The sequence below is a fragment of the Aeromonas sp. s11 genome, from assembly GCF_040907945.1.
Taxonomy (GTDB): Bacteria; Pseudomonadota; Gammaproteobacteria; order Enterobacterales; family Aeromonadaceae; genus Aeromonas; species Aeromonas veronii.
On the sequence record NZ_JBFOCU010000061.1, the window covers coordinates 103,694 to 129,438 of the forward strand.

At 57.9% G+C, this 25,745-nt stretch carries 29 protein-coding genes; 8 read left to right on the forward strand and 21 right to left on the reverse strand.

Annotation, left to right across the window (positions count from 1 at the left end):
* The first annotated feature begins 543 nt into the window (after nucleotides 1-543).
* Together mutH and AB5Y84_RS17955 are read left to right on the forward strand one after the other, a co-directional pair.
* Entirely contained in the window at nucleotides 544-1,218 is a 675-nt protein-coding gene (gene mutH, locus AB5Y84_RS17950; protein WP_042084339.1) for a DNA mismatch repair endonuclease MutH, read from the forward strand.
* An 80-nt stretch (nucleotides 1,219-1,298) separates the two neighbouring features.
* Nucleotides 1,299-1,622, forward strand: coding sequence for an isoamylase early set domain-containing protein (locus tag AB5Y84_RS17955; RefSeq protein ID WP_069529611.1), 324 nt, complete (start codon nucleotides 1,299-1,301; stop codon nucleotides 1,620-1,622).
* 108 nt (nucleotides 1,623-1,730) lie between these two features.
* Here AB5Y84_RS17955 and rplS read toward each other — a convergent pair whose 3' ends face one another.
* From rplS to ffh, 5 genes are all read right to left on the reverse strand, one after another.
* Nucleotides 1,731-2,078 (reverse strand): 50S ribosomal protein L19, encoded by a 348-nt coding sequence (gene rplS, locus AB5Y84_RS17960; RefSeq protein ID WP_005313505.1) that lies wholly within the window; start codon nucleotides 2,076-2,078, stop codon nucleotides 1,731-1,733.
* Between the two features lie 32 nt (nucleotides 2,079-2,110).
* A complete protein-coding gene (gene trmD / locus AB5Y84_RS17965; RefSeq protein ID WP_368177492.1) occupies nucleotides 2,111-2,860 on the reverse strand; it encodes a tRNA (guanosine(37)-N1)-methyltransferase TrmD in 750 nt (249 codons plus the stop codon).
* 34 nt (nucleotides 2,861-2,894) lie between these two features.
* Nucleotides 2,895-3,416, reverse strand: coding sequence for a ribosome maturation factor RimM (rimM, locus tag AB5Y84_RS17970; RefSeq protein ID WP_005340394.1), 522 nt, complete (start codon nucleotides 3,414-3,416; stop codon nucleotides 2,895-2,897).
* A 24-nt stretch (nucleotides 3,417-3,440) separates the two neighbouring features.
* Nucleotides 3,441-3,689 (reverse strand): 30S ribosomal protein S16, encoded by a 249-nt coding sequence (rpsP, locus tag AB5Y84_RS17975; RefSeq protein ID WP_005340392.1) that lies wholly within the window; start codon nucleotides 3,687-3,689, stop codon nucleotides 3,441-3,443.
* A 177-nt stretch (nucleotides 3,690-3,866) separates the two neighbouring features.
* Nucleotides 3,867-5,243 (reverse strand): signal recognition particle protein, encoded by a 1,377-nt coding sequence (ffh, locus tag AB5Y84_RS17980; protein ID WP_005340391.1) that lies wholly within the window; start codon nucleotides 5,241-5,243, stop codon nucleotides 3,867-3,869.
* Nucleotides 5,244-5,445: 202 nt separating this feature from the next.
* Here ffh and ccsA point away from each other — a divergent pair, with 202 nt between their 5' ends.
* Nucleotides 5,446-6,234, forward strand: coding sequence for an inner membrane protein YpjD (gene ccsA, locus AB5Y84_RS17985; protein WP_236356671.1), 789 nt, complete (start codon nucleotides 5,446-5,448; stop codon nucleotides 6,232-6,234).
* 42 nt (nucleotides 6,235-6,276) lie between these two features.
* Entirely contained in the window at nucleotides 6,277-7,557 is a 1,281-nt protein-coding gene (locus AB5Y84_RS17990; RefSeq protein ID WP_005348906.1) for an HlyC/CorC family transporter, read from the forward strand.
* Between the two features lie 40 nt (nucleotides 7,558-7,597).
* Here AB5Y84_RS17990 and AB5Y84_RS17995 read toward each other — a convergent pair whose 3' ends face one another.
* Nucleotides 7,598-8,068, reverse strand: a complete 471-nt coding sequence (locus tag AB5Y84_RS17995; RefSeq protein WP_005340388.1) for an Rrf2 family transcriptional regulator — start codon at nucleotides 8,066-8,068, stop codon at nucleotides 7,598-7,600.
* Between the two features lie 111 nt (nucleotides 8,069-8,179).
* Here AB5Y84_RS17995 and hmpA point away from each other — a divergent pair, with 111 nt between their 5' ends.
* Nucleotides 8,180-9,373 (forward strand): NO-inducible flavohemoprotein, encoded by a 1,194-nt coding sequence (gene hmpA / locus AB5Y84_RS18000; RefSeq protein WP_368177493.1) that lies wholly within the window; start codon nucleotides 8,180-8,182, stop codon nucleotides 9,371-9,373.
* Between the two features lie 99 nt (nucleotides 9,374-9,472).
* Here the strand turns inward: hmpA and AB5Y84_RS18005 are convergent, their stop codons facing one another.
* From AB5Y84_RS18005 to AB5Y84_RS18030, 6 genes are all read right to left on the reverse strand, one after another.
* Nucleotides 9,473-10,057: a tetratricopeptide repeat protein gene (locus AB5Y84_RS18005; protein WP_368177537.1), complete on the reverse strand. Its 585-nt coding sequence runs from the start codon at nucleotides 10,055-10,057 to the stop codon at nucleotides 9,473-9,475.
* A gap of 398 nt (nucleotides 10,058-10,455) precedes the next feature.
* A complete protein-coding gene (gene mdh, locus AB5Y84_RS18010; protein WP_005340384.1) occupies nucleotides 10,456-11,391 on the reverse strand; it encodes a malate dehydrogenase in 936 nt (311 codons plus the stop codon).
* Nucleotides 11,392-11,612: 221 nt separating this feature from the next.
* Nucleotides 11,613-12,275, reverse strand: a complete 663-nt coding sequence (artM, locus tag AB5Y84_RS18015; RefSeq protein ID WP_005348902.1) for an arginine ABC transporter permease ArtM — start codon at nucleotides 12,273-12,275, stop codon at nucleotides 11,613-11,615.
* Between the two features lie 3 nt (nucleotides 12,276-12,278).
* Nucleotides 12,279-12,929 carry an arginine ABC transporter permease ArtQ gene (gene artQ / locus AB5Y84_RS18020; protein WP_129504769.1) on the reverse strand — a complete coding sequence of 217 codons (651 nt, stop codon included), beginning with the start codon at nucleotides 12,927-12,929 and terminating at the stop codon, nucleotides 12,279-12,281.
* 3 nt (nucleotides 12,930-12,932) lie between these two features.
* Nucleotides 12,933-13,670, reverse strand: coding sequence for a transporter substrate-binding domain-containing protein (locus AB5Y84_RS18025; protein WP_005348898.1), 738 nt, complete (start codon nucleotides 13,668-13,670; stop codon nucleotides 12,933-12,935).
* 24 nt (nucleotides 13,671-13,694) lie between these two features.
* Entirely contained in the window at nucleotides 13,695-14,435 is a 741-nt protein-coding gene (locus AB5Y84_RS18030; RefSeq protein ID WP_160881760.1) for an ATP-binding cassette domain-containing protein, read from the reverse strand.
* Nucleotides 14,436-14,636: 201 nt separating this feature from the next.
* Between AB5Y84_RS18030 and argR the strand changes: the two genes are divergently transcribed.
* Complete coding sequence (argR, locus tag AB5Y84_RS18035; RefSeq protein ID WP_005340378.1) at nucleotides 14,637-15,107, forward strand: transcriptional regulator ArgR; 471 nt, start codon at nucleotides 14,637-14,639, stop codon at nucleotides 15,105-15,107.
* Between the two features lie 90 nt (nucleotides 15,108-15,197).
* Here argR and AB5Y84_RS18040 read toward each other — a convergent pair whose 3' ends face one another.
* The 5 genes from AB5Y84_RS18040 to glnK all read right to left on the reverse strand — a co-directional run bounded on the left by AB5Y84_RS18040 (nucleotide 15,198) and on the right by glnK (nucleotide 20,593).
* A complete protein-coding gene (locus AB5Y84_RS18040; protein ID WP_064338814.1) occupies nucleotides 15,198-16,103 on the reverse strand; it encodes a Dyp-type peroxidase in 906 nt (301 codons plus the stop codon).
* A 103-nt stretch (nucleotides 16,104-16,206) separates the two neighbouring features.
* Nucleotides 16,207-17,241 carry an ABC transporter ATP-binding protein gene (locus AB5Y84_RS18045; RefSeq protein WP_201953727.1) on the reverse strand — a complete coding sequence of 345 codons (1,035 nt, stop codon included), beginning with the start codon at nucleotides 17,239-17,241 and terminating at the stop codon, nucleotides 16,207-16,209.
* Between the two features lie 82 nt (nucleotides 17,242-17,323).
* Entirely contained in the window at nucleotides 17,324-18,949 is a 1,626-nt protein-coding gene (locus AB5Y84_RS18050; protein WP_368177494.1) for an ABC transporter permease, read from the reverse strand.
* 39 nt (nucleotides 18,950-18,988) lie between these two features.
* Nucleotides 18,989-19,996, reverse strand: a complete 1,008-nt coding sequence (locus AB5Y84_RS18055) for a Fe(3+) ABC transporter substrate-binding protein (RefSeq protein ID WP_368177495.1) — start codon at nucleotides 19,994-19,996, stop codon at nucleotides 18,989-18,991.
* A 258-nt stretch (nucleotides 19,997-20,254) separates the two neighbouring features.
* Nucleotides 20,255-20,593 (reverse strand): P-II family nitrogen regulator, encoded by a 339-nt coding sequence (glnK, locus tag AB5Y84_RS18060; protein WP_005340373.1) that lies wholly within the window; start codon nucleotides 20,591-20,593, stop codon nucleotides 20,255-20,257.
* Nucleotides 20,594-20,794: 201 nt separating this feature from the next.
* Here glnK and arfB point away from each other — a divergent pair, with 201 nt between their 5' ends.
* Nucleotides 20,795-21,211, forward strand: coding sequence for an alternative ribosome rescue aminoacyl-tRNA hydrolase ArfB (gene arfB / locus AB5Y84_RS18065; RefSeq protein WP_021230947.1), 417 nt, complete (start codon nucleotides 20,795-20,797; stop codon nucleotides 21,209-21,211).
* A gap of 32 nt (nucleotides 21,212-21,243) precedes the next feature.
* Nucleotides 21,244-21,735: a methylated-DNA--[protein]-cysteine S-methyltransferase gene (locus tag AB5Y84_RS18070; protein ID WP_368177496.1), complete on the forward strand. Its 492-nt coding sequence runs from the start codon at nucleotides 21,244-21,246 to the stop codon at nucleotides 21,733-21,735.
* Between the two features lie 361 nt (nucleotides 21,736-22,096).
* On the opposite strand, the gene AB5Y84_RS18075 is transcribed toward AB5Y84_RS18070, so the two are convergent.
* The 4 genes from AB5Y84_RS18075 to tapT form a co-directional block, all read right to left on the reverse strand.
* Nucleotides 22,097-22,522: a hypothetical protein gene (locus AB5Y84_RS18075; protein ID WP_005340360.1), complete on the reverse strand. Its 426-nt coding sequence runs from the start codon at nucleotides 22,520-22,522 to the stop codon at nucleotides 22,097-22,099.
* Nucleotides 22,523-22,716: 194 nt separating this feature from the next.
* Nucleotides 22,717-23,490, reverse strand: coding sequence for a peroxide stress protein YaaA (yaaA, locus tag AB5Y84_RS18080; RefSeq protein ID WP_368177497.1), 774 nt, complete (start codon nucleotides 23,488-23,490; stop codon nucleotides 22,717-22,719).
* 47 nt (nucleotides 23,491-23,537) lie between these two features.
* Nucleotides 23,538-24,647 (reverse strand): type IVa pilus ATPase TapU, encoded by a 1,110-nt coding sequence (tapU, locus tag AB5Y84_RS18085; protein WP_368177538.1) that lies wholly within the window; start codon nucleotides 24,645-24,647, stop codon nucleotides 23,538-23,540.
* 28 nt (nucleotides 24,648-24,675) lie between these two features.
* Nucleotides 24,676-25,710, reverse strand: a complete 1,035-nt coding sequence (gene tapT, locus AB5Y84_RS18090) for a type IVa pilus ATPase TapT (RefSeq protein ID WP_005340354.1) — start codon at nucleotides 25,708-25,710, stop codon at nucleotides 24,676-24,678.
* Between the last annotated feature and the right edge of the window lie 35 nt (nucleotides 25,711-25,745).

Here is a 25,745-nt window from a genome sequence, read left to right on the forward strand (position 1 = left end):
TACAGTACTTTTTAACTGTACGCGAAAAGTGCCCCTCCGTATCACCACGCGACATAAAATATAAAAAATCATTATTTTTTATAAGCTTGAGATAAAACAACTGGATCTAGATCCATGTTCCCCCAAGAGTCAGATCCATGATCCGGATTGTGAACAAGTTCAACTGCTCAAAGATCCACCGCGGCGAAATTATCCACAGGAGTGGCACAATATCTACCCCGTTTACCCTGTGAAAATGGGGTGGCATTCACAATTTTTTGTAACATATCAGCGACTCCAACCACTTTCATCCACTTATCCAAGATTTCTGTGGATAACTGTGTGTAACATCATGCACAAACCCTTGGACAACTATTTCGAGGTCAAACCAGACCTGGCTTACTGCTCGATAAAACAGATAAAATCCTTTAAAATCATCATGATGAACTAACAGCCCCCAAATTCTCTGCATTTGATCTTACCCACTCCGGATCGGTTATAAAAACAGCGATCCTTCTCGGGATCCTCCCCTGTTAGAATATGGCGAGCAAGATGGAGCCAACTATGCCAAGCAATCCCCAATCCGAGCAGGAGTTATTGAGCCGTGCCTATGCCATGGCTGGCTTCACGCTGGCGCAGCTGGCCGCCGAGGCTGGTGTCGCGGTGCCCAAAGACCTGCGCCGTGACAAGGGGTGGGTCGGTCAGTTGATCGAGCTGCAACTGGGAGCCAGCGCAGGGAGCAAGCCGGAGCAGGACTTCCCGGAGCTGGGGATCGAACTCAAGACGATCCCCGTGGATCCTCAAGGCAAACCGCTGGAGACCACCTTCGTCTGCGTCGCCCCGCTGATCGGCGTCAGCGGCCAGCGCTGGGAGGAGTCCAACGTGCGCAACAAGCTCTCCCGGGTGCTCTGGATCCCGGTGGAAGGCAGTCGCGAGATCCCGGTTGGCGAGCGGCGGGTCGGCATGCCGCTGATGTGGAGCCCGAATGAAGAGGAAGATCGACTACTGCGTCAGGACTGGGAGGAGCTGATGGACATGATAGTGCTGGGAGAAGTGGAGCAGATCAGCGCCCGCCACGGCCAAGTGATGCAACTGCGGCCCAAGGCGGCCAACAACAAGGCGCTGACTCGCGCCATCGGCCGCGATGGTCAACCCATCATGACCCTGCCCCGCGGCTTCTATCTCAAGATCGACTTCACCCACAGTTTGCTGCAACGCTATTTTGCCTTGCCGACTTGATCTGTCTTATCAACATCTTTGCCATATGGTGGTATAAAAATAGACAGGATCCATTTTTAACTCACAGACAAGGAGGCGTCATGCCACTGATCAAACAGTTTTTGAAGTCCAAGCCCGAGGTCAAGGTGACCTTTGAAGTAGAGAAAGAGGCGGCTGCAGGAGCGGAACAGGTGATGCTGATCGGCGAGTTCACCCAGTGGCAACCGGTCGAGCTGAAACGCATGAAGAGCGGTGAGTTCAAAGCCACCCTCAATCTGCCGACCGACGGCCCTGGGTACTTCGAATATTGCTACCAGCTCATCACCCCGGCAGGGGAGACCCTCTACGAGAATGACTGGGCAGCGGATGACTATGTGCCAGGCCCCTTCGGGCGAGACAACTCGGTGGTACGGGTCATCCAGTAACGGCAACCAGAGAGCCAATAGACGGATACAAAAAAGGCTCGCCATTGGCGAGCCTTTTCACTACCTGTCGAGCTATTTGCCGACATACCGACACCAATTCGAATCGAATTAGTTGAGCTTCTCTTTGATACGAGCAGCTTTGCCGGACAGGTTGCGCAGGTAGTACAGTTTGGCGCGGCGAACATCACCACGACGCTTCAGTTCTACACTGTGGATCAGCGGAGAGTGAGTCTGGAATACACGCTCAACACCTTCGCCGTTGGAGATCTTGCGAACGGTGAAAGCAGAGTGCAGACCGCGGTTACGCTTGGCAATAACGATGCCTTCGAAAGCCTGCAGACGCTCTTTACCACCTTCTTTAACACGAACTTGAACACGTACAGTGTCGCCCTGGGCAAAAGCCGGGATGTCGGTACGCAGTTGCTCTTGTTCAAGCTGCTGAATAATCTTGCTCATTGTCTTTCCTTACCTAGGATAAACTGAAAACTCTACTTAACGCTGTCACGCACTTCGCGGACATACTCGGCAAGAAGTGATTCTTGCTCGTCAGTCAGAGCTAGGTTGTTAATAAGTTCCGGCCTTCTTTGCCAGGTTCGTCCGAGCGACTGCTTGAGACGCCAGCGTCGAATCACTTCGTGATTGCCGCTTGTCAGCGCCTCGGGCACCGCCAATCCATCCAACACCTCCGGCCGAGTGTAGTGGGGATGATCCAGCAAGCCATCCGTAAAGGAGTCCTGCTCGGCACTGGCCTGATCACCCAAAACCCCAGGGACCAGACGCGAAACCGCATCGATCAGGGTCATGGCAGGCAACTCGCCACCACTTAACACGTAATCCCCGATAGACCACTCTTCGTCGACTTCGGTTTGTATCACGCGTTCATCGATACCTTCGTATCGACCGGCTACCAGAATCAGTTTCTGATTCGTCGCCAACTCGGTTACGCCCGCTTGAGTCAGCTTGCGTCCCTGAGGAGAGAGATAGATGACTTTCGCCCCGTCTCCCGCTGCTTGCTTGGCTGCATGAATCGCGTCACGCAGCGGCTGAACCATCATTAACATGCCAGGCCCACCACCATAAGGACGATCATCGACCGTACGGTGTTTATCGTGGGTAAACTCCCGGGGGTTCCAGCTCTCAATCTGCAGCAGGCCACTCTTGACGGCCCGACCCGTTACCCCGTGCTCGGTAATGGCTCGGAACATTTCAGGGAAGAGGCTAATAACCCCAATCCACATAAGAAACCTCCGGCACCCGTGTTAGCGCGGGAAACTAGAAACCAGGATCCCAATCAACTTCGATTGTTCGAGCAGTCAGATCAATATTCTTGATCACCTGCTCTTCCAGGAACGGAATCAACCGCTCCTTTGCACCAAAGGCATCTTTTACATTGGCCTCAACCACCAACACATCGTTGGAGCCGGTTTCCATCAATTCGGTCACCTTGCCCAGGTCGTATCCCTTGGTGGTCACCACGGAGCAACCAATAAGGTCACGCCAGTAGAACTCACCTTCAGGCAACGCAGGCAACAGATCGGCGGGTACGCCAATCTCGACATTGGTCAATGCCAGGGCATCTTCGCGCACATCGATACCATCGAGTTTGCAGATCAGACCCTTGTTGTGACGTTTCCAGGATGAAACCCGAATTTCACGCCACGCCCCGTTCTGATTAATCAGCCAGGGGTTGTAATCGAAAATCGCTTCGGCAACATCGGTGAAGGAGTTCACTTTAAGCCAGCCCTTGATGCCATAAACGGTACCCAGGGTGCCCAGAACTACAGGTTTTTCCACCTTAACTCCTTACCGTTGGGCTGATTAAGCAGCTTTTTTAGCGTCTTTGATCAGCTTGGCAACGCGGTCAGAAACAGCGGCACCAGTAGCAACCCAATGCTCGATACGAGCCAGGTCCAGGTTCAGCTTTTCAGCTTGACCAGCAGCAACCGGGTTGAAGAAACCAACGCGCTCGATGAAGCGACCGTCACGGGCGCAACGGCTGTCAGAAACTACTACCTGGTAGAACGGACGCTTTTTCGCGCCACCACGTTGTAAACGAATGGTTACCATATCGTCCTCATTAACATCTAATGAACAAGGCCCGCAAACACGCGGACCCTAGCTTAAAATAAGCCGCGTAATTCTACTTGGATTCGTAATAATTGCAACCAAGCCAGCCATTTTTTGCGCAGAGCGGCAATGAAAAGGGGCCTGCCGCAGCAGACCCTCATCAACACGCAGGCCGGATCAGAACGGGCCGCGACCGCCACCGAAACCGGGGGGCATCATGTTCTTCATCTGGCTCATCATCTTGCGCATGCCGCCTTTACCGGACATTTTCTTCATCATGCGCTGCATCTCGGTGAACTGCTTGAGCAGCTTGTTCACGTCCTGCACCTGCATGCCGGAACCTGCGGCGATACGGCGTTTGCGGGAACCCTTAATGAGATCAGGGTGGGCGCGCTCCTTGGGCGTCATGGAGCTGATGATGGCCTCCATCCGCACGGTGAGCTTGTCATCCATCTGATCTTTCACGTTATCCGGCAGACCGGACATGCCGGGCAGCTTGTCGAGCATCCCCATCATGCCGCCCATGTTGCGCATCTGGGCCAATTGCTCGCGGAAATCTTCCAGATCGAAGCCTTTGCCGCTCTTGACCTTGCTGGCCAGCTTGGCCGCTTTCTCTTTATCGACATTGCGCTCGACCTCTTCGATAAGAGAGAGCACATCGCCCATACCGAGGATGCGGGAGGCGAGGCGATCCGGGTGGAACGGCTCCAGCGCATCGGTTTTTTCGCCCATACCGATAAACTTGACCGGCTTGCCGGTGATGTGGCGCACCGACAGGGCAGCACCACCACGGGCATCGCCGTCCGCCTTGGTAAGGATGACACCGGTGAGCGGCAGCGCTTCATTGAACGCCTTGGCGGTGTTGGCGGCATCCTGGCCGGTCATGGCATCCACCACGAACAGGGTCTCGACCGGCTTGATGGTGGCATGCAGATCCTGGATCTCGGCCATCATCTCGCTATCAACGTGCAGACGACCGGCAGTATCGACGATCACCACGTCATAGAATTTCTTGCGCGCCTGATCGATGGCGGCGGTGGCGATATCGACCGGCTTCTGGCTGGCATCGCTCGGGAAAAAGTCGACACCGATGTCGCTGGCCAGGGTCTCCAGCTGCTTGATCGCTGCTGGGCGATAAACGTCAGCACTGACCACCAGCACCTTCTTCTTGCTGCGCTCTTTGAGCAGCTTGGCCAGTTTGCCAACCGTGGTGGTCTTACCGGCACCCTGCAGACCGGCCATCAGGATGATCGCTGGCGGCTGGGCAGCCAGGTTGAGCTGTTCGTTGGCCTCCCCCATTACGGTGACCAGTTCACCGTGCACAATCTTGATGAATGCCTGGCCCGGGCTCAGGGATTTGGCCACTTCCTGCCCGACTGCGCGCTCTTTGACACGCGCCACGAAATCACGCACGACCGGCAGGGCGACATCCGCCTCGAGCAGCGCCATGCGGACTTCGCGCAGGGTTTCCTTGATATTGTCTTCGGTCAGGCGACCACGGCCACTGACATTGCGCAAGGTGCGCGAGAGTCGTTCAGTCAAATTCTCAAACATGACGGATTCCGGTTCTTGGCGTAATAAATTGGGGGCATTATAACCCAGAGCGGGCGCGAGGACGATTATTCACCGCACCGCAGCAGCAGGGAGCTTCTCCCTATATATGGGCAGATCGGCCGTTGCACAACTGGCGAGCACTTCTCGTGCAAGGTATACTGCCCCTCTTACCCTCAAAAGCTTGTGCAACAACGACCTGGTTATGATCGTAATCTCTGTTCTGGCCCTGGCGTTTTATCTGCTGGCCATCATCGCCTCCCTGCATCTGTTACTGAGCGCCAAGCCGGTGGGACAGCGCTCCCTGTTTGCCTGTATCGGATTGGCCCTGATCGCCCATGCCAGCTCCCTCGGTTCAGAGGTATTGCAGAGTTACGGCCAGAACCTGAGCATGCTCAACGTTGCCTCGCTGGTCAGCCTCATCATCAGTTGCTTCATGACCTGCGTAACCCGCCGCTTCAACGGCTGGATCCTGCTGCCGGTGGTCTACAGCTTCTCGGCCCTGTTGCTGGCTGCCAGCGCCTTGATCCCGGGTCGCTACATAACCCATCTGGAGGCCCACCCCCAGCTGTTGCTGCACATCGGCCTCGCCCTGATGGCCTACTCGGTATTGATGATCGCCTGTCTGTTTGCGCTGCAGCTCGCCTGTCTGGACAAGCAGCTTAAATCGAGAAAAATCAGCAACCTGCCAGCCATGCCGCCACTGATGACAGTGGAAAAACGGCTGTTTCAGTTGATCTCTGCAGGGGTGCTGCTACTTACACTCTCCATCGCTTCCGGCCTCTTCTTCCTCGAAGATATGTTCGCCCAGGGCAAGTCTCACAAGGCAGTACTCTCCATCCTGGCATGGTGTGTCTACGTGTTGCTGCTGTGGGGTCATCACACCTATGGCTGGCGCGGCCGCAAAGTCATCACGCTCAGTCTGATCGGCAGCTTCATCCTGACTCTTGCCTACTTTGGCAGCCGCTTCGTCAAAGAAGTGCTGTTGAGCTGACACCTATACTCTTTTAGCCATACCATCCAACAGGAGCCCTTTTTGGACAGCATCTCAACGAGTACATTACTGATTGTTCTCGTTATCTTGATCCTTCTTTCCGCCTTTTTCTCCAGTGCCGAAACCGGTCTGATGTCCATCAACCGCTACAAACTGCGGCATCTGGCACAGACCAAACACAAAGCCGCACGTCGCGTCGAGCAACTGCTCGCCCGCCCCGATCGCCTGCTGGGACTGATCCTGATCGGCAACAATCTGGTCAATATCCTCGCCTCCGCCATCGCCACCATCGTCTGTATCCGACTGTTTGGTGATCTCGGGGTCGCCATCGCCACCTTCGGGCTGACCCTGGTGGTACTGGTATTCGGTGAAGTGACCCCCAAGACCCTGGCCGCCATGTTTCCGGAGAAGATCGCCTATCCCGCCTCCTGGATCCTTAAGGGGCTGATGGTGCCGCTCTCACCGCTGGTCTGGCTGATCAACGGCATCACCAGCGGCCTGCTCAAGATGCTGAAGATCAATCCCAACAAGGATGACTCCCTCAACACCGAGGAGCTGCGCACCATAGTCAATGAGGCGGGTAACCTGATCCCCCAGCGTCATCAGGAGATGCTGTTGAGCATTCTGGATCTCGACAAGATGCTGGTCGAGGACATCATGGTGCCGCGCAGCGATATCTACGCCATCGACATCAACGATGACTGGAAGAGCATCCAGCGCCAGCTGGCCCACTGCGCTCACACCAAGATCCTGCTCTATCGCGACAATATCGACGACGTTGTCGGATTTTTACACGCGCGCGATGCCCTTAGACTGGTAGCCAGGGACCAGTTCAACAAATCGAGTCTGTTGCGGGAAGTGGACGAGATCTACTTCATTCCGGAAGGAACGCCGCTCAACGTGCAGCTTGCCAAATTCCAGCGCAACAAGGAGCGAATTGGCCTGATCGTCGACGAATACGGCGATATTCAAGGTCTAATCACTCTGGACGATATTCTGGAAGAGATCGTGGGCGACTTCACTACCTCCATGACGCCAGCGCCGAGCGACGAGATCCATCCCCAATCAGATGGTTCTTATCTGGTCGAAGGCTCAGCCAATATTCGTGAGCTGAACAAGGAGATGAACTGGCACCTGCCCATCGACGGCCCGCGTACCCTCAACGGTCTGATCCTCGAATATCTGGAAGAGATCCCCCAGCCCAACATCGGGATCCGGCTGGCCGGTTATCCTATCGAGATCCTCGATGTGGAGAACAACATGGTCAAGATGGCGCGGATTATGCCGGCATCGTACCGTGCGGAGTCGGATTCGCAAGATTGAAAAAGGGCTGCCAGTGGCAGCCCTTTTCTATTGCTCATCGTCATTGCTCATCTTCATCATCCGGCTCCAGCACCAGCGTCGGGATCAACTCGCCAAACACCCGTTGCAGCTCGTCACGGTTGGCTAGCAGGTCTTGCAGCGTATAGCTGTCCATCACCGCCAAAAACGCATCCATCGCCTCTTTCAGCGCACTCTTGAGCAGACAGACAGAGACGATGTGGCAAGCGGGCGAGCCGCAGTCAATGCCGTCCAGATTTCCTTCCAGCGCCCTGATCACCTGCCCGATATTGATGGTAGCGGGATCGCAAGCCATGCGAATACCGCCATTCTTGCCCCGCTGGGATTGCAGATAGCCCAGCTTCACCAGCTGATTGACCACCTTCACCATGTGGTTGCGGGAAACGCCATACAGGGCCGATACCTTGGCAACGCTCGACAACTCCCCTTCCGGCAGGGTGGCAAGATAGAGCAGGGCTCTCAATCCAAAATCTGTATAACTGGTTAGTCTCATAAAACCTGATTAGCGCGATGCGAAAAGTGGAGTATTGATTCAAATCAAATAAACATCTAGGATGCCACTTATTAAATGACATTTTATATGTTCAATTAGAACGAGGCCCCTATGCTAGATCAAACCACCGTTGCCGTCATCAAAAGCACTATTCCGCTGCTCGAATCGGCAGGCCCTGCCCTCACCCAGCACTTCTACCAACGGATGTTCAGCCATAACCCGGAGCTGAAAGATATCTTCAACCTGGCCCATCAACGCAGTGGCGGCCAGCCGCTAGCCCTGTTCAATGCAGTCGCCGCGTATGCCAAGAATATTGACAATCTGGGAGCACTCGCCGGTGCGGTCGAGCGGATTGCGCACAAACATACCGGATTCCTGATCCAGCCGGAACAATATCACATTGTAGGTAGTCATCTCTTGGCCACGCTCAAAGAATTGGGCGGAAGTGCGGTCACCGACGAGGTGCTGGAGGCATGGGGCAAGGCGTATGGCGTGCTGGCCGACATCTTCATCGGCCGCGAGCAGGAGATCTATCAGGAGAAGGCCAATCAGGATGGCGGCTGGCAAGGTACCCGCACCTTCATCATCAAGGAGAAGCGAGCCGAGAGCGACCTCATCACCTCCTTCCTGCTGGCGCCGGAAGATGGCAAGCCGGTACTGACCTTCAAACCGGGTCAATACCTCAGCATCAAGCTGGTTCACCCCGAGCTGGAATATCAGGAGATCCGCCAATACTCCCTCTCCGATGCCCCCAACGGGCAGGATTACCGCATCAGCGTCAAGCGTGAGCCGCAGGGTCAGGTCTCCAACCTGCTGCACGCTCACCTGCAGGCGGGTGACAAGATCGAGGTGATGCCCCCTACCGGCGATTTCTACCTGAAAGCCGACAGCCAGACCCCGGTGGTACTGCTCTCCGCCGGTGTCGGCGTGACGCCGATGATGAGCATGCTCAACCAGCTGCTGGAAAGTGCTCATCAGGCCGAGATCACCTGGCTGCACGCCTGCGAACAGGGCGCTGTACACGCCTTCCGGGAGGATATTCAGCAAAAATCCCGCCAGCATCCCAACTTGCTGAGCCGGGTCTGGTATCGGGAGCCGGAGGCCAGCGATGTACAGGGTGAAGATTACGACCTGGCCGGCACCATGGATCTGACTGCCGTGAAGAAGCGCATCACGCCAGAGGCCCACTACTACTTCTGTGGCCCTGTCGGCTTCATGCAAGAGATCAAGCGGCAGCTGCTGGCGGCTGGGGTGCCAGCGGGGCAGCTCCATTACGAAGTTTTTGGCCCCCATCAAGATCTCTAAGGCGCGGGCAGCCATATAACAGAGGGAGGTTCCGGCCTGTCATGGCACGGCGGCTGGAACCGGACCCACAGGTGCAGATCTGTGGGTCATTTTTTTGGGTCAGTGCATCGCCTTGGCGCGGGCCACCACGTTGGCCGGCATCCGGTTGCCAAGACGGTTGAGCAGACTCGCCGCCTTCTGGTGCAGCGCCTTGTCACCGATGACGGAGCCATGGAGCCAACGATAGGCGTCCTCATAATCGAGCGGACTGCCCATCCCCTGCAACAGCATCTCGACCCACTCGATGCGAGCCCGCAGAAAACCGAGGCTGGCCGCCTCGCGCATCAGAGTTTCGGCTCGCACCAAATCCTTCTGCACCAAAGTTCCTTTCCAGTAGTAGCGACCCAACTGCTCCAGCGCCGGCGCCAACCCCTGATTGGCCGCCTCCCACATATATTGCACGCCGAGCTCGGCGTTGGACTTGGTACAGACACCCCACGCCAGCATATCCCCCCAGAGGAATTGATAGGCCGGGATCTTCATCACCGAGGCGCGCGCTTCGATATCCTGAGTCAGCTGACAGCGATCCTGCTTCACCTGAGTGAGGTGGAGCCCCTGCTCAATCCAGTTGAGCAGCTCGTCCTGACGATAGAGCGGCACCGCCTGCAACTCGCCAGCGGCCAGAGGTGCGGGAGGCGCCACCACAGCGGCAGGCTCCGCCGGTTTTGGCAGCGGTGCGGCCCCCTCGCCACTGCTGGCAACGGGCGTGACCGGCTCAGCCGGAAGCAAGACGGGGACGGCCTCAGAGGGCGCTGGCGTAACAGCAGAGACAGGGGCCGCCACCGCAGCACTGCTTGCGGTCGGTGCCGATGCACTTGCTGCAGGCGCATCGCTCGATACGGCAGCCGATACCGCCTCGGCACCATAGAGGGGCGCGGTGAATGCACCGACAAGAATGAGTAGGGTAAGGGGTTTCATCATAAGGATCTCCTGCTGCACTCTGTTATCGGCACCAAGCCCCATCCCCTTAGCCTTAGCCTTCCGGGCGGATCTCATCAATACAAAAGGGAGCCGAAGCTCCCTTGTTGGCACGGTTGACCCGCTTACTTGACGAAATCGACACCCAGCTGGATATCGGCTTTCAGGGTAGCCAGCATGCCTTCCATCGCTTCCTGCTCGAACGCGCTCAGCTTGCCGTAATCCAGTACGGTTTCGACGCCGTTCTTGCCCAGCAGTACCGGCTGTGCGAAGAAGGTGGCGTGCTCGCCGTTGCCTTCCACGTAGGCGCACTCAACAACGTTGGCTTCGCCCTGCAGACCCTTGATGAGGGAGAGACCGAAACGGCAAGCCGCCTGACCCATGGAGAGGGTTGCGGAACCGCCACCGGCCTTGGCTTCTACCACTTCGGTACCGGCATTCTGGATGCGCTTGGTCATGGCAGCCACTTCTTCAGCAGTGAAGGAGGCGCCTTCAATCTGGGAGAGCAGCGGCAGAATGGTAACGCCACTGTGACCACCGATCACATTGACGCGAACCTTGTCGATGTTCAACCCTTTGGCGGCGGCCACGAAGGTCTCGGCGCGGATCACGTCCAAAGTGGTGACACCAAACAGACGACGCTTGTCATAGACACCGGCTTTCTTCAGCACTTCGGCGGCGATGGCAACGGTGGTGTTGACCGGGTTGGTGATGATGCCGATCAGCGCTTTCGGGCAAGTGGCCGCGCACTTCTCGACCAGATTCTTGACGATACCGGCGTTGATGTTGAACAGGTCGGAGCGATCCATCCCCGGCTTGCGTGCCACACCGGCGGAGATCAGCACCACATCGGCCCCAACCAGCGCAGGAGTCGGATCTTCACCGCAGAAGCCCTTGATGGCGACGTCGGTAGGAATATGACTGAGGTCAACGGCCACACCCGGGGTGACCGGGGCGATGTCATACAGGCTCAGCTCGGAGCCAGCCGGCAGACGGTTTTTCAACAGCAGAGCGAGGGCTTGACCGATGCCACCAGCGGCACCCAGAACGGCAACTTTCATGATCAACTCCATGTTTAAGCGTAGGTTTAAGGTTGTTTGTTGTTGTGCGCCCAACCTTAATGGATCCCCCCATAAAAAACAATCTGATAACAGTTGCAGTCACGGGTTCTGTGAGCCACGAAACATGCGGGAGCAAAAATTGGAGGGAAATACAAAAAGTTGGAGGAGAAGCACAGTTTTTCTGCACTTCTACTTACCATAAAGAGGTAGATTTGAGGGTCTCAGGATTGGAATGCCAGCGCCCGTTTTTCACACCAGCGAAAACCAATTGTTAACAATCCGTTCATCGCCAGATAAAGCCCACCAGCCACCCCGAACACAGCCAGGGTATCGTAGGTCTGGGCGTTCAACCCCTGCGCCAGCCCCATGATGTCCATGATGGTGATGGTACTGGCGAGGGAGCTCCCCTTGAGCACCAGGATCACCTCGTTGGAGTAGGCAGGCACCAGATGACGGGCGGCATGGCGCACCTTCATCCACAAGGTCTGGCGGCCGTTAAAGCCAAGCGCACGACACGCCTCCACCTCACCGGCTGGGATGGCATCGAGCGCCCCCTTGAACAACCGGGTGGAGTAGGCCGCCGTGTTGAGACCCAGCGCCAGCACGGCGCAGAACCAGGGCTGCTTAAGCAGCGGCCAGAGCGGGCTGGCTTTAAGCCACTCGAACTGGCCCGGCCCGTAGTAAATCAGGAAGATCTGGATAAGCAGCGGCGTACCGGTAAAGAGCAGCACCCACAGCTGCACCAGCTGGGTCGCCACCGGCAAGCGCAGCTCCAGCACCCAGGTCATCAGGGCTGCCAACACAATCCCCAGCAGCAGGCTGAACAGGGTCAGCTCCAGCGTGGTGACCAGACCGCCCAGCAACGTAACGAGATACTCTTGCATCAGTTAGCCTCCGTAGCGGCGGGTGTAGCGGGCAGCCAGCCCGAGGCCATATTCACTCACCAGACTGATGGCCAGATAGATGAGGGCCGCGGCGGCATACCAGGTGAAAGGCTCATAGGTACTGGCCGAAGCCATCTGCGCCTGACGCATCATCTCGTTCACCCCGATAAGCGACACCAGCGCGGTATCTTTCAGCAATACCAGCCACTGGTTGCCGAGGCCCGGCAAGGCGTGACGCCAAGCCTGCGGCAACACGATGCGAAAAAAGATGTGGCCCTTGCCAAGACCGAGCGCCATCGCCGCCAGCCGTTGACCTGAAGGCACCGCATTGAGCGCCGCCCGCAGGGTCTGGGTCGCATAGCTGGCGAACAGCAGGGAGAGCGCCAGCACGCCACAGGCGAACGGACTGAACTCCACATACTCGCCAGTGATGAGGAACAGCACCTGGGTCGAGCCGAAGTAGATAAACAGCACCACCAGCAACTCGGGCAGGCCACGGATCAGCGTGGTCAGGGTGGCCACCGGCCACACCATCGCACGCTTCTTGCTGAGCTCGGCGGCACTGAACGCCAGTGCCAATACCATGCCCCCGACCAGTGATGCCAAGGCCAGCCCGAGGGTCATCCAGGCTGCATCCAACAACAGGCTCAACATGGCTTACTGCGCGAAGTATTTGTCGAAGATTTTCTGATAGGTGCCGTTGGCCTTGATCTCGGCCAGCCCCTTGTTCAGCTGGGTCAGCAGCTCCTGATTGCCCTTGGCGACCGCGATGCCAAAGCCGGTACCGAAGTACTTGGCATCGGTCACCGGCGTCCCCACCACCGCATACTCCTTGTGCTGCTTCAGCCAGTCGGCAGCAACTGCAGTATCGGCAAAGACACCGTCGGTACGGCCATTCATCATGTCGAGGAAGGCGCTCTGGTAGCTGGCGTACGGCACGGTCAGCAGACCCTTGCTCACCCAGTTATCCACCAGATAGGACTGGTGAGAGGTACCGTTCTGCACGCCGACTGTCTTGTCGACCATCTCTTCCGGCCCCTTGAAGGCCCCTTTCTTGGCGACGAATACTGCCGAGTTCTCGTAGTAGATGTCGGAGAAATCGACCTGTGCGGCCCGCTCCGGGGTCACGTCCATGGCGGCGATGGCAGCATCGTAGCGACGGAATTTGAGGCTGGGGATCAGGCTGTCAAAGGCCTGGTTATGGAAGCTGCACTCCAGCTTGGCCTGCTCGCAGATGGCGCGCGCCAGATCGATGTCAAAACCCTGAAACTCGTTCTTGTCGTCCAGGTATTCGAACGGCGCGTAGGTGGCCTCGGTGGCGAACTTGATCTCTTTGGCCATGACGGAGGTACTCAACAGGCCCATGGCAGCAACCAACAACAGACTCTTTTTCATGACAGCTTCCTTATCGATTCAATATCAATGCATCAAGAATTCGGCAAACCGGCTGGTTTGCGGGGATTGGAAAATGGCAGCGGTGCCGGATTCGATGATCCGCCCCTTCTCCAGATAAATCACCTGACTGGCCACCTTGCGGGCAAAGTCGACCTCGTGGGTCACCACCACCTGGGTAATGCCGGTCTGGCTGAGGTTACGGATGATCTCGGCCACCTCCTTGGTGATCTCGGGATCGAGGGCAGCAGTCGGTTCGTCAAACAGCAGCACTTCCGGGTCCATCATCAGGGTACGGGCAATGGCCACCCGCTGCTGCTGGCCGCCAGAGAGACGGGCAGGCCAGGCATCGCGCTTGTCGGCCAGTTGCAGCTGGGCCAGCAGGTAGGCCCCCTTCTCGATGGCGGCCTCCTTGCTCATGCCGAGCACCTTGACCGGCGCTTCAATCAGATTCTCCATCACAGTAAGATGTGGCCAGAGATTGTACTGCTGGAACACCATCCCCACCTTGCGACGCAGCAGTTGGGACTGGCGGTTGAATTCGGCAGCAGAGAGGGAGATCGGGAAAGAAAATTCACTTTCACCAATCCGCAGAACACCCGCATCCGGGGTATCCAGCAGATTCATCATCCGTAGCAGGGAACTCTTGCCAGCACCGCTCGGGCCCAGCAACACCAAGGTTTCACCGGGGGATGTCCGAAAGCTGACCTGTTGCAGAACCGGCACCTTGTGCCAAGATTTCTCGATACCTATTAATTCAATACCCATACAGCCCAATTGAATAAGTTTTCAAAATTTCATCCCGATTCTATCCCTAATAAAGGTTGATGCAAGCCATTTTTGAATCAATATGCAGAACAAGCGCCGCTTCCTTGCAAAAAACGGCATATGAATGCAAAATGGCCCCGCTGTTCGTATCTGCCGCCTGTATCGCACAGGCCGCCACACCTCCTCATTCGTGAGACCAAGATGAAACACAACGACAAGCAAGAAAAACTGGCCAAGGCCTTTAAAGCCTTGCTGAAAGAAGAGCGCTTTGGCTCCCAGGCAGAAATCGTCACCGCCCTGCAAGAGCTGGGCTTCGAGAACATCAACCAGTCCAAGGTATCGCGCATGCTGAGCCGCTTCGGCGCCGTTCGCACTCGCAACGCCAAGATGGAGATGGTCTACTGCCTGCCGGTTGAACTGGGCGTACCCACCACCTCCAGCCCGCTCAAAAATCTGGTGCTGGACGTCGACCACAACGGCGCACTGGTGGTGATCCACACCAGCCCGGGCGCGGCCCAGCTGATCGCCCGCCTGCTCGACTCCCTCGGCAAGGCAGAGGGGATCCTCGGTACCATCGCCGGTGATGACACCATCTTCATCACCCCGACCAGCGACACCGATATCGAAGAGCTCTACCTCTCCGCCCTCGAGCTGTTCGAACAGACGCCGTAATGGCCGCTACCGCGTCATCGCGGTCACGCCAGAACGAAAAATCCCGGCCAAGGCCGGGATTTTTGTTTTCTGCAGCTTCGTCAGGCGGGCTTATTTGCCCTGCGCCATCAGAAAACCTTCCGATGGTGCGAAGAAAGCCGCGCCAGTCACTGCCTTGGTGAAGCGCAGCAGGTGGTCGAAGTGGCTGCCCTCCCCCTTGTACATGCTGGCCAGCATGGCGTTGAAGTGCTGCGGAGTGCGGCAGCAGGAGATGAAGTAGAGCCCCTGCTCGGTCATGGTGCCCCAGGGCATGCTCTGGCGCAGGATCTCCATGGACTCCCCTTTCGGCGTCTTGAGGTTGACCCGCTTGATGTGGGCGGTCAGCGGTTTGGCGGCAGACTCATACTCGATGTTGTCGGGCTTGGTGCGACCGATAATGTCTTCCTGCTCTTTCTGCGCCAGCTTCTCCCAGTCGCTCATGGCGTGGACCCAGCGCTGGACATGAATATAGGAGCCACCGGCAAACTCGCCTTCCGCCAGCAGCGCCACTTCGGCACGGTGTTCATCCTGCGGGTTCTCGGTGCCATCAACGAAACCGGTCAGGTCACGGAAATCCAGGTTGCGGAAACCGCGCACCTCTTCGGCCAGCTCGACCAGCCCGGCCAGCAGCGCCATCACACGGTGACCGGCGTGGTGCAGCACATCCACCCGATCGGCGCGCAGCTGAATAAAGAGATCAAACGGGGTGTTGGGGGCTTCCTGACCGTTGGCGGATTGCGCCATAAAGCTGCGAAACTGGGGCGGACGGGCGGCAGGGTAGAGACCATCCCAGGCATCGGCGCCAACGGCAACCAGACCGCTGAAACCGGCATCGGGGAAATCGGCAGCCACCGCCTGCCACAGGGCGGGCAATTTGGCCAGACGGCCGACCAGTTCGGCGGCATCGCCGGTGCGATTGAACATCAGATAGAGGGCGTGCAGATTCGGCTCTGCGCAGATCCCGGCTTGGGCTTTCATATATCTCTCCCCTGAGTAGGCGTTAGCGTTACGGGCTATTTGCGTTGCGCGATTATAAACCAGAGTGGATCCAGTTCTTTGATTTCACGACGATATCACGCGTTCAGGGCAAAGGGTCAAACAACACCAGCCCATGGGGGGCAACCTTGATCCGTGCCCGCATCCCATCAAGGGGCTCGCCAATGCTCGCCTCCAACTGCAGCTCGCCACACTCGAACAGCACCCGGCAGTGGTGGCCGAGGAACTGCTGCTCCACCACCTTGAGCTCGCCATCTGCGGCGCTCTCCAGCAGCAGTTGCTGAGGGCGGAGCATCAGCTGTAACTGCTCACCCACCGCGCGGCCATGAGGCTCGCTGCCACAAATGACCCCGAGCGCCGTCTGCACGCAGTGGCTGTCCACCACCTCGGCAGCCAGATAGTTGACCCCACCGAGAAACTCCGCCACGAAGCGGTTTTGCGGGCGGCGATAGAGCTGCTCAGGCTGGCCCACCTGCTCGATGTGACCGGCGCGAAACAGCGCCAGCCGATCGGCGAAGGCGAACGCCTCCTCCTTGCTGTGGCTGACGAAGATGGCGCCGATCCCCTGCTGCTTGAGCAGGGCGCGGATCTCGAGGATCAACTTCATCCGCACCTGGGTATCAATGTTGGAGAAGGGCTCATCCAGCAGCATCAGCCGCGGCTTGCACACCAGCGCCCGGGCGATGGCCACCCGCTGCTGCTGACCACCGGAGAGCTGGTGCGGATAACGATCCCCCAGCCCCTGCAGATTGACCAGCGCCAGCGCCTCGTCCACCTGCTGCTGGCGGGCACTGCGGTCGAGTTTGGTCAGCCCGAAACCGACGTTGTCGGCCACCGTCAGGTGGGGAAAGAGGGCGTAATCCTGAAAGATCATGCCGATGTTGCGCGCCTCGGGCGGCACGCTGGCACCCGGCCCGTCGAGCAGGGTATCGCCGAGGCGAATAGAGCCCTCTGCCAACGGCAGCAGCCCGGCGATGGCCTTGAGCAACGTGGTTTTGCCGCAGCCACTGGCTCCCAGTAGGCAGACGATCTCATTGTCTGCCACCGTCAGGGAGAGCTGTTCCAGCACATTGCGGCCGTTGTAACGGCAGCTGACATTTTCAACCTGCAAACAGGACAAGGCTGACTTCCTCTCGTTTCTGGCGGCGCGCTGCCTTTCGGTTCAGCACACCGCATGCAATTTCATTGACCGACGTGGCGACTCAGTGACCCGGACTGTCCAGACTGCGGTTGACCCAGATCAGCGGCAACAGTCCCACCAGCACGATAACGATGGCCCCCAGCGCGCCGCGCTCCAGCATCTCGTCCGAGACAAACTGATAGACGTGGGTCGCCAGAGTATCGAAGTTGAACGGCCGCAGCAGCAGAGCGGCGGGCAGCTCCTTCATGGATTCGATGAATACCAGCATGGCACCGGCAAACAGACCACGGCGCACCAGCGGCAGATGGACCCGGCGCAGCATGCCGCCATCCCCTTGCCCCAGGGAGCGGGCAGCCATGTCGAGGCTGGGGGAGATCTTGCCCATGCTGCTCTCCACCGAGCCGATAGCAATGGCCACGAAGCGCACCAGATAGCCGAACACGATGGCGGTAATGGTGCCGGTCAGCAGCAAGCCCGGCCCCTGACGCCCGAGCCACTCAGCCAGATCGTTGATGGCAAAATCGAGGGCGGTGAGCGGCACCAGCACCCCGATGGCGAGCACGGTGCCCGGCATGGCGTAACCCATGGCGGCGATGCGCAGGGGCAACAGACTCTTTATACCGCCATCGAGGCGGCGGAAGAAGCCGAGCAGCAGGGCAATCCCCATCGCCAGCAGGGCGGTCAGCGCAGAGATAGCCAAGCTGTTGCCGGCAAAGCGGACAAACTCCGGCGTCCACGACAACTCGAAGTAGCGCACGCCGTAGTCCAGCAGGATGACGAACGGCAGGCCAAAACCGGCCAGCACCAGCCCCCAGCACCAGAGAGCGGCCAGAGCGCGACTCATCCCCTTGAGCGGATAGCGCAGCGGCTGCTCATGGCCCATGGACTTCTGGAACACCTGCTGTCGACTGCGCGAGCGACGCTCCAGCGCGATCAGCAGCACCACCGCCAGCAGCATCAGGCAGGAGAGTTTGGCCGCAGTGGCCAGACTGCCATAGCCGAGCCAGGTGTCATAGACCGCAGTAGTAAGAGTGTTGATGGCAAAGAAGTGGACGGTGGCGAAATCGGCCAGCGTCTCCATGGCCACCAGCGACACCGCCACCATGATGGCGGGGCGCGCCAGCGGCAGACTGAGGCGACGAAAGCTCTGCCACGGGGTACAACCTAGCAGGCGGCTGGAATGAATGAGGCTGACTGACTGCTCCAGAAAGGAGGCGCGGGCCAGCAGATAGACATAGGGGAACAGCACCAGCGCCAGCACCCAGGCGGCGCCGCCAAGGGAGCGAATGGCCGGAAACCAGTAATCGGCAGGGCTGTTCCAACCAAAGAGAGCTCGCAACCCGGCTTGTAACGGGCCCGAGTAGTCGAGCAGGTCGGTATAGACGTAGGCGACGATATAGGAGGGCATGGCCATTGGCAGCATCAAGGCCCATTGCAGGGCACGGCGCCCCGGCACCTGACACATGGCCACCAGCCAGGCGGTGGGTACGCCAAACAGCAGGCTGAGCAATACTACGCCGACCACCAGCCCCAGGGTATTGCCGAGATAATCGAGCAACACGGTATCGGCGAGGTGGCGAAACAGCTCCCCCTCAGCCGAGAAGGCAGAGAAAAGCAGAGCAATCACCGGTAAACCCAGCAGCAGGGCGATGGCCCAGCTGCCGGTCATCCATCCAAAATTTTTCATGAGACCACAGATGTTGATGGGGCCGTTGGCCCCATCTGATTACAAGTCGAACTTCACCTCATCCAGCAACTGCAAGGCGTCCTTGCGGTGCTTGGCGTAATCGCTGACCGGTAGTGCGTCAGACTTGAAACTGCCCCAGGACTTGACCATGGCGGAAGGCTCGACCCCGGCCTTGACCGGATATTCGGCATTCACGTCCGCATACATGTGCTGGGCGGTGTCGCCAGCCAGAAACTCCATCAGCTTCTGGGCCTCGGCCTTGTTCTTGGCATACTTGGTCATGGCCACGCCACTCACGTTGACGTGGGCACCGCGGTCAGCCTGGTTCGGGAAGTTGATATAGACCGCATCCGCCCAGGACTTTTGCGCAGGATCTTTCAACATGGCGCCCAGATAGTAGCTGTTGCCGAGTGACACGTCACAGATACCATCCTTGATCGCCTTGACCTGATCCCGGTCGTTGCCCTGCGGCTTGCGCGCCAGGTTGGCCTTGACCCCTTCCAGCCAGGTTTTGGTCTCGGCCATGCCGTGATGGGCAATCATGGAGGAGACCAGCGCCACATTGTACTCATGCTTGCCGCTGCGGGTGCAGATTTTTCCTTTGAATTCAGGCTTGGCCAAGTCTTCGTAGCTGATGGTGTCGAGCTTGCCGAGGCGCTCCTTGCTGGAGTAGATGGCGCGAACCCGGGTAGTCAGGGCGAACCAGCGATTCTCCGGATCACGATAGATAGCGGGGATGTTCTCCTGCAGGATCTTGCTGTCCACCTGCTGCACCAGCCCCTTGTCCACCAGATCGGTCAGACGGCTGATGTCGACGGTCAGCATCAGATCGGCCGGAGAGAGTTTGCCTTCCCGCTCCAGACGCTCGTTCAACCCCTCTTTGGCGAACACCACATTCACCTTGATGCCAGATTCCTTCTCGAACTGCTGGATGATGGGCTTGATCAGCTCATCCTGCCGGTTGGAGTAGACATTCACTTCCCCGGCCGCCAATGCCGACTGAGCTGCCAACGCAGAGAAAGCCAGTGCCAACATCTTCATTTTCATCATCCATTCCTTGATTAGCTATACAGAGTGATAACGATTTCCGTTTGCATTCTGCATACATCTTATAAGCGGATCAAGAAAGCTCGCCGTCGCCACATCACATATTTAATCGCCCATAAATGAAAAGGGCCGGATGGAATCCCATTCGGCCTCTTCTGAGCAAAACGTTATGTTGATCAGGCTTCAATAAGCGCTCACGCCATCGGGATGCCCCGAGGTCGGGAGGTCAACAGATCTGTACGTCACGGATGCGGTTCATCACAGCGCCTCGTCGTCACTCTCGCCGGTGCGGATGCGCACCGCTTGCTGCAAGTCGTAGACAAAAATCTTGCCGTCGCCGATCTTGCCGGTATAGGCCGCCTTGCAGATCGCCTCGATCACCCCTTCCACGTTATCATCGGCGGTAGCAATCTCCAGCTTCACCTTGGGCAGGAAGTCGACCTGATACTCGGCTCCCCGGTATAATTCGGTGTGTCCCTTCTGGCGGCCAAATCCCTTGACCTCGGACACGGTCAGCCCTTCCACCCCCAGGTTGGCAATAGCCTCGCGGACATCGTCCAACTTGAACGGTTTGATAATCGCACTAATCAGCTTCATCTGGTTGCTCCCAATCCATGGTGTGTCATGAATCGGTCTTCAATTCTTATGCCAAGTATTTTTATTGTTTTATTTCATATAGATAGAGTTTAATGCCTGCGCCATTCGCCAGGCACATCCCCATAACCGGCCAGCACGCCCCATAATGAGGCACCATGCTGCAGCGGTCAGCGGGTATGCACCAAACAAGAGCAAAACAGCATGTTAGTTATCTCCAACAGCGTCACGATTCCATGGCATGAGCTGCAATTTCAGACCATGCGGGCACAGGGCAACGGTGGACAGCACGTCAACAAGACCGACTCCGCCGTCTGGTTACGCTTCGATTACCGCAACTCTCCCAGCCTGACGCCCCTCTACAAGGAGGGTCTCGACAAGCTGAGCGACAGCCGGGTACACGATGGCTTTATCCTGATCCGGGTCGAGAGCCATCGCAGCCAGGACATGAACCGCAAGGAGGCGATGAGCCGTCTGGTGGAGTTGCTGAAGAAAGCAGCCTGGCGCCCCAAGGCTCGTCATGCCACCAAGCCGACCCGCAGCTCCCAGCGCAAACGGGTCGATGCCAAAAAGCGCAAGGGGGATATCAAATCCGCCCGCGGCAAACCGGTTCTGGACTGAGCCAACCCCCAGCCCCCAAAGGATGTCAGCCGATGAGATACAGTTTTTGCGACAGCGCCCGCGGTCCCCTGCTCATTGCCATCGATCAGGATGGCCTGCGCTATGTGGAGTTCGTGCAGGGGGAGCAGCCGGTAACTCCGACCGATGAGTGGCTGCGTGATGACCTGGCTCTTGCTCCTTTCGTCGAGCAGTTCACCGCCTATTTCGCCGGAAAATTGCAGCAGTTCGATCTGCCCATGGCAACGAAGGGCACCCCGTTTCAACAATCGGTGTGGAACGCTTTGTGCGATATCCCCTATGGCGAGACCGTCAGCTATCTCGAGATTGCCCAGGCTATCGGCAATCCCAAGGCGGTGCGGGCGGTAGGCGCTGCCAATGGCCGCAATCCGCTGAGCATCATAGTACCCTGCCATCGGGTGATCGGACGCAGCGGCGATCTGACCGGCTATGCTGGCGGCATTCCCATCAAGCGCTGGTTGCTGGCTCTGGAACAGACAGGCACAACATTCGAGCTGGCCCCATGACACGATGACCGCCCCGGAGAGGAACGGGACAATATGGTGGCCAAAATGAAAAGGCTTTCAGCCAGTAGCCACGCTTTGCTGACAAGATGAACAGAAAATGAAGAATCGCCTCAGAACTACTTCAGATTGAGCTTGGCATGATGGCTCCATACTTGAATGGCACGGCTCATTCGCTGATTCAAGTAGCACCCATGTGACGCTTCCAATCTGTCTTTTTCCCCGCGCCTCCTCTGAGGCGCTTTTTTTTGTGCCAACACAACAGGCTGCCACCCGGGTTGAGTAGCCTGAGCGCCACAAAATCTGCGCCCGCCCAAAAACCAAGAGGCGAAGGATCATCCTTCGCCTCTGACGTAACAGCTGGCTACTCGCTCTGGGGCAGGAACTGCAGTTCCGGCGCCGAGGAGGTCAGCACATCGGCGCAATAATCCCAGGTCGAGATTCGATAGTGCTGCAGATCTTCATCCAGATGCAGGCCGTCCGACTCCTGATGGAACCAGCTGGCAAAACGGGATGGGGTGATGAGCTGGATCTGCTCTTCGATAGCGTGACTATCCTTCCCCTCGGCCAGATCGCAATCCTCGATGACCCGCAGGGCATAGATATGGCGAAAATAGACCCGGCAGAGGATTTGCGGGGGCAGATCGATGCTGCGTGCCCGCCCCAGCATGATGGTCAGGGAGTCGCTCCAGAGATCCTGATGCAGCTCGGCAACGACCAGCCCGGGTGGGAGCTGGCGGGACGGAGCCCAAGGTACGGCAACCTGCCGAATGGCATTTTTCTGTTCCATATTCACCTCACGACGACTCGCTCCCTGTCTTGAGTCTATCTGAACCACATAGTCCCGGCGAAGGCAATCGATGGACAATAAAAACGGCAATAAAAAAGCCGACGTATCAAACGTCGGCGAATAAAAAGTGCTTACAACAGAGGATTCACATATTCAGACCCGCGGGTCGAAAGATTGGTTCCTTCTTTTTGTAATTAATTTTCGGCGCGTTTAAACATCAGGGTATTGGCGTCCGACTCTTCCGGTACGAAGTAGTAGCCCTCGGCGTTGAAACCGGTCAGCTGCTCCACCTCGGTCAGACGGTGCTTGATGATGTGGCGAGCCATCATGCCGCGCGCCTTCTTGGCGTAGAAGCTGATGATCTTGAACTGGCCGTTCTTCTCATCCTTGAACACCGGTGTGACAATCCGCCCTTTCAGGCTCTTGGGGCGTACCGACTTGAAATACTCGTCGGAAGCCAGATTGATCAACACCTCATCCCCCTGCGCTGCCAGCGCGTCGTTGAGATGGTGAGTGATCACCTCGCCCCAGAACTGGTAGAGATCCTTGCCGCTATCGTTGTCGAGCTTGGTCCCCATCTCCAGCCGGTAGGGCATCATCAGATCGAGTGGGCGCAGCACGCCGTAGAGGCCGGAGAGCATCCGCAGGTGCGCCTGAGCGAAGTCAAAATCGGCCTCGCTGAAATCCTCCACCGCCAATCCGGTGTAGACATCCCCCTTGAAGGCCAGCAGCGCCTGACGGGCATTGGCGGGGGTGAAATCTGGCTGCCACTCGGCAAAACGGGCGGCATTGAGACCGGCCAGCTTGTCGCTGATCTTCATCAGAGTGGCGATCTGGTCCGGGCTCAGTTGGCGGGCCCGGCTAATCAGTTCGGCGGAGTGATCCAGCAGCTCGGGTTGGGTGAAACGGGGTGTCACCAGCGGTGACTCGTAATCCAGCGTCTTGGCCGGGGAAACCACAATCAGCATAACGTTCCTTTATGGCGAGGGGCCGAACGGCAGAGCGGCCCCATGATTCATTCATCCAGCGTCACATTGTCCAGCGTACCGGTGCCGAGCCGCTCGCGACCGGATAGCTTGATCAGCAATCGCAGGTCGTTGGCCGAGTCGGCGTGGGCGAGGGCCTCACTGTAGCCAATCTGGCCGGCGCAGAACAGGCTGAAGAGCGCCTGATCGAAGGTCTGCATACCCAGCTCGGTGGATTTGGTCATCACCTCCTTGAGGCGATGCATCTCTCCCTTGCGGATGATGTCGGTGATGAGCGGGGTATTGAGCAGGATCTCGAACGCGGCGCAGCGCCGCTTGCCATCCATACTCGGCACCAGCTGCTGGGCGACGATGGCCTTGAGGTTGAAAGAGAGATCGAACAGGAACTGGCGGTGTTTGTCTTGCGGTACCAGATGGAGGATGCGATCCAGCGCCTGATTGGCATTGTTGGCATGCAAAGTGGCGAGACAAAGGTGTCCCGTCTCGGCGAACTGCAGGGCAAACTCCATGGTCTCCTGACTTCGGATCTCGCCGATCAGGATCACGTCCGGCGCCTGACGCAGCGAACTTTTCAGCGCCACATCGAACGACTCGGTGTCGATCCCCACCTCTCGCTGGGTCACCAGACTGCGACCATGCTGATGGACGAACTCCACCGGATCTTCCACCGTCAGAATGTGACCATCGGCATGCTGGTTGCGATAGCCGATCATCGCCGCCTGGGTAGTCGATTTGCCCGCCCCGGTGGCGCCGACAAACAGCACCAGCCCCCGCTTGGCCATCGCCACCTCTTGCAGGATCTTGGGTAACTGCAGATCTTCAAAGGTAGGAATGCGGGTCTCGATACGCCGCACCACCATGCCGGGCAGCTCCTGCTGCCAGAAGGCGCTGACCCGAAAACGACCAAGCGCCTCGCGATAGATCGCGTAGTTGGCCTCCTTGGTGCGGATATAGCACTCGAAGTGATCGCTACTGAGGGTATCCCTGACCAGCGTCAGCGCCCCCTTCTTGTCGAGCGCCTCACCCCCCAGCGACACCAGATGGCCATTCACCTTGAGGGTGGGCGGCGAGCCCACCGTCACAAACAGATCCGATCCCTTTCGCTCGACCAGCTCGCTCAGCAGATCATCCAGATTCATCATCTATCCCTCCCTGGGTGCGAGTCGCTTAAATGCTGTTGGGATCAACGGCCTTGGCCTTGGCATCGAGGGATGCCACTACGCCGCGACTCACCAGCTGCTTGAGACTCTGATCCATGGTCTGCATGCCGTGGGTCATCCCGGTCTGGATCACCGAGTAGAGCTGGGCAATCTTGTCCTCCCGGATCAGGTTACGCACCGCCGGAATGCCCATCATGATCTCGTGGGCCGCCACCCGACCGCCACCGATACGTTTGAGCAGGGTCTGGGAGATGACCGCCCGCAGGGATTCGGAGAGCATGGAGCGCACCATGTCCTTCTCCGCACCGGGGAAGACGTCGATGATACGGTCGATGGTCTTGGCCGCTGACGAGGTGTGCAGGGTGCCAAACACCAGATGGCCGGTTTCAGCGGCCGTCATGGCCAAACGAATGGTCTCAAGGTCGCGCATCTCGCCCACCAGAATGATGTCCGGGTCTTCCCGCAGTGCCGAGCGCAGGGCGTTGCTGAAGCTCTTGGTATCGCGGTGCACTTCTCGCTGGTTCACCAGACAGCGCTTGTTCTCGTGGACGAATTCGATGGGGTCCTCGATGGTGAGGATGTGGTGATGGAAGTTCTCGTTGATGTAGTTGACCATGGCCGCCAGGGTGGTCGACTTACCGGAACCGGTCGGGCCGGTCACCAGTACCAGACCCCGCGGGAACTCGGCGATCTTGCGGAAGATCTCCGGCGCATCGAGATCCTCGAGGCTCAGCACAGTGCTGGGGATGGTACGAAATACCGCGCCCGAGCCGCGCGCCTGCTGGAAGGCGTTGACCCGGAAACGGGCCAGATTGGGCACCTCGAACGAGAAGTCGACCTCGAAGTTCTCTTCCAGCTCCTTGCGCTGATGGTCGTTCATGATGTCGTAAATGAGGGCATGCACTTCCCGGTGTTCCAGGGCGGGCAAATTGATCTTGCGAACCTCACCATCAACCCTGATCATCGGGGGAACCCCGGCCGAGAGGTGTAGATCCGAGGCTTTATGCTTTACACTGAAAGCCAATAACTCTGTGATATCCATAGACTTGTCATTCTCCCATCACAAGATCACTAACG

Excerpts from the sequence above, each read along its gene's own strand:
- mutH (WP_042084339.1), top strand. The coding sequence starts at position 544 with ATGCCAAGCAATCCCCAATCCGAGCAGGAGTTATTGAGCCGTGCCTAT.
- AB5Y84_RS17955 (WP_069529611.1), top strand. The coding sequence starts at position 1,299 with ATGCCACTGATCAAACAGTTTTTGAAGTCCAAGCCCGAGGTCAAGGTG.
- rplS (WP_005313505.1), bottom strand. The coding sequence starts at position 2,078 with ATGAGCAAGATTATTCAGCAGCTTGAACAAGAGCAACTGCGTACCGAC.
- trmD (WP_368177492.1), bottom strand. The coding sequence starts at position 2,860 with ATGTGGATTGGGGTTATTAGCCTCTTCCCTGAAATGTTCCGAGCCATT.
- rpsP (WP_005340392.1), bottom strand. The coding sequence starts at position 3,689 with ATGGTAACCATTCGTTTACAACGTGGTGGCGCGAAAAAGCGTCCGTTC.
- ffh (WP_005340391.1), bottom strand. The coding sequence starts at position 5,243 with ATGTTTGAGAATTTGACTGAACGACTCTCGCGCACCTTGCGCAATGTC.
- ccsA (WP_236356671.1), top strand. The coding sequence starts at position 5,446 with ATGATCGTAATCTCTGTTCTGGCCCTGGCGTTTTATCTGCTGGCCATC.
- AB5Y84_RS17995 (WP_005340388.1), bottom strand. The coding sequence starts at position 8,068 with ATGAGACTAACCAGTTATACAGATTTTGGATTGAGAGCCCTGCTCTAT.
- hmpA (WP_368177493.1), top strand. The coding sequence starts at position 8,180 with ATGCTAGATCAAACCACCGTTGCCGTCATCAAAAGCACTATTCCGCTG.
- mdh (WP_005340384.1), bottom strand. The coding sequence starts at position 11,391 with ATGAAAGTTGCCGTTCTGGGTGCCGCTGGTGGCATCGGTCAAGCCCTC.
- artM (WP_005348902.1), bottom strand. The coding sequence starts at position 12,275 with ATGCAAGAGTATCTCGTTACGTTGCTGGGCGGTCTGGTCACCACGCTG.
- artQ (WP_129504769.1), bottom strand. The coding sequence starts at position 12,929 with ATGTTGAGCCTGTTGTTGGATGCAGCCTGGATGACCCTCGGGCTGGCC.
- AB5Y84_RS18025 (WP_005348898.1), bottom strand. The coding sequence starts at position 13,670 with ATGAAAAAGAGTCTGTTGTTGGTTGCTGCCATGGGCCTGTTGAGTACC.
- AB5Y84_RS18030 (WP_160881760.1), bottom strand. The coding sequence starts at position 14,435 with ATGGGTATTGAATTAATAGGTATCGAGAAATCTTGGCACAAGGTGCCG.
- argR (WP_005340378.1), top strand. The coding sequence starts at position 14,637 with ATGAAACACAACGACAAGCAAGAAAAACTGGCCAAGGCCTTTAAAGCC.
- AB5Y84_RS18040 (WP_064338814.1), bottom strand. The coding sequence starts at position 16,103 with ATGAAAGCCCAAGCCGGGATCTGCGCAGAGCCGAATCTGCACGCCCTC.
- AB5Y84_RS18050 (WP_368177494.1), bottom strand. The coding sequence starts at position 18,949 with ATGAAAAATTTTGGATGGATGACCGGCAGCTGGGCCATCGCCCTGCTG.
- AB5Y84_RS18055 (WP_368177495.1), bottom strand. The coding sequence starts at position 19,996 with ATGAAAATGAAGATGTTGGCACTGGCTTTCTCTGCGTTGGCAGCTCAG.
- glnK (WP_005340373.1), bottom strand. The coding sequence starts at position 20,593 with ATGAAGCTGATTAGTGCGATTATCAAACCGTTCAAGTTGGACGATGTC.
- arfB (WP_021230947.1), top strand. The coding sequence starts at position 20,795 with ATGTTAGTTATCTCCAACAGCGTCACGATTCCATGGCATGAGCTGCAA.
- AB5Y84_RS18070 (WP_368177496.1), top strand. The coding sequence starts at position 21,244 with ATGAGATACAGTTTTTGCGACAGCGCCCGCGGTCCCCTGCTCATTGCC.
- AB5Y84_RS18075 (WP_005340360.1), bottom strand. The coding sequence starts at position 22,522 with ATGGAACAGAAAAATGCCATTCGGCAGGTTGCCGTACCTTGGGCTCCG.
- yaaA (WP_368177497.1), bottom strand. The coding sequence starts at position 23,490 with ATGCTGATTGTGGTTTCCCCGGCCAAGACGCTGGATTACGAGTCACCG.
- tapU (WP_368177538.1), bottom strand. The coding sequence starts at position 24,647 with ATGAATCTGGATGATCTGCTGAGCGAGCTGGTCGAGCGAAAGGGATCG.
- tapT (WP_005340354.1), bottom strand. The coding sequence starts at position 25,710 with ATGGATATCACAGAGTTATTGGCTTTCAGTGTAAAGCATAAAGCCTCG.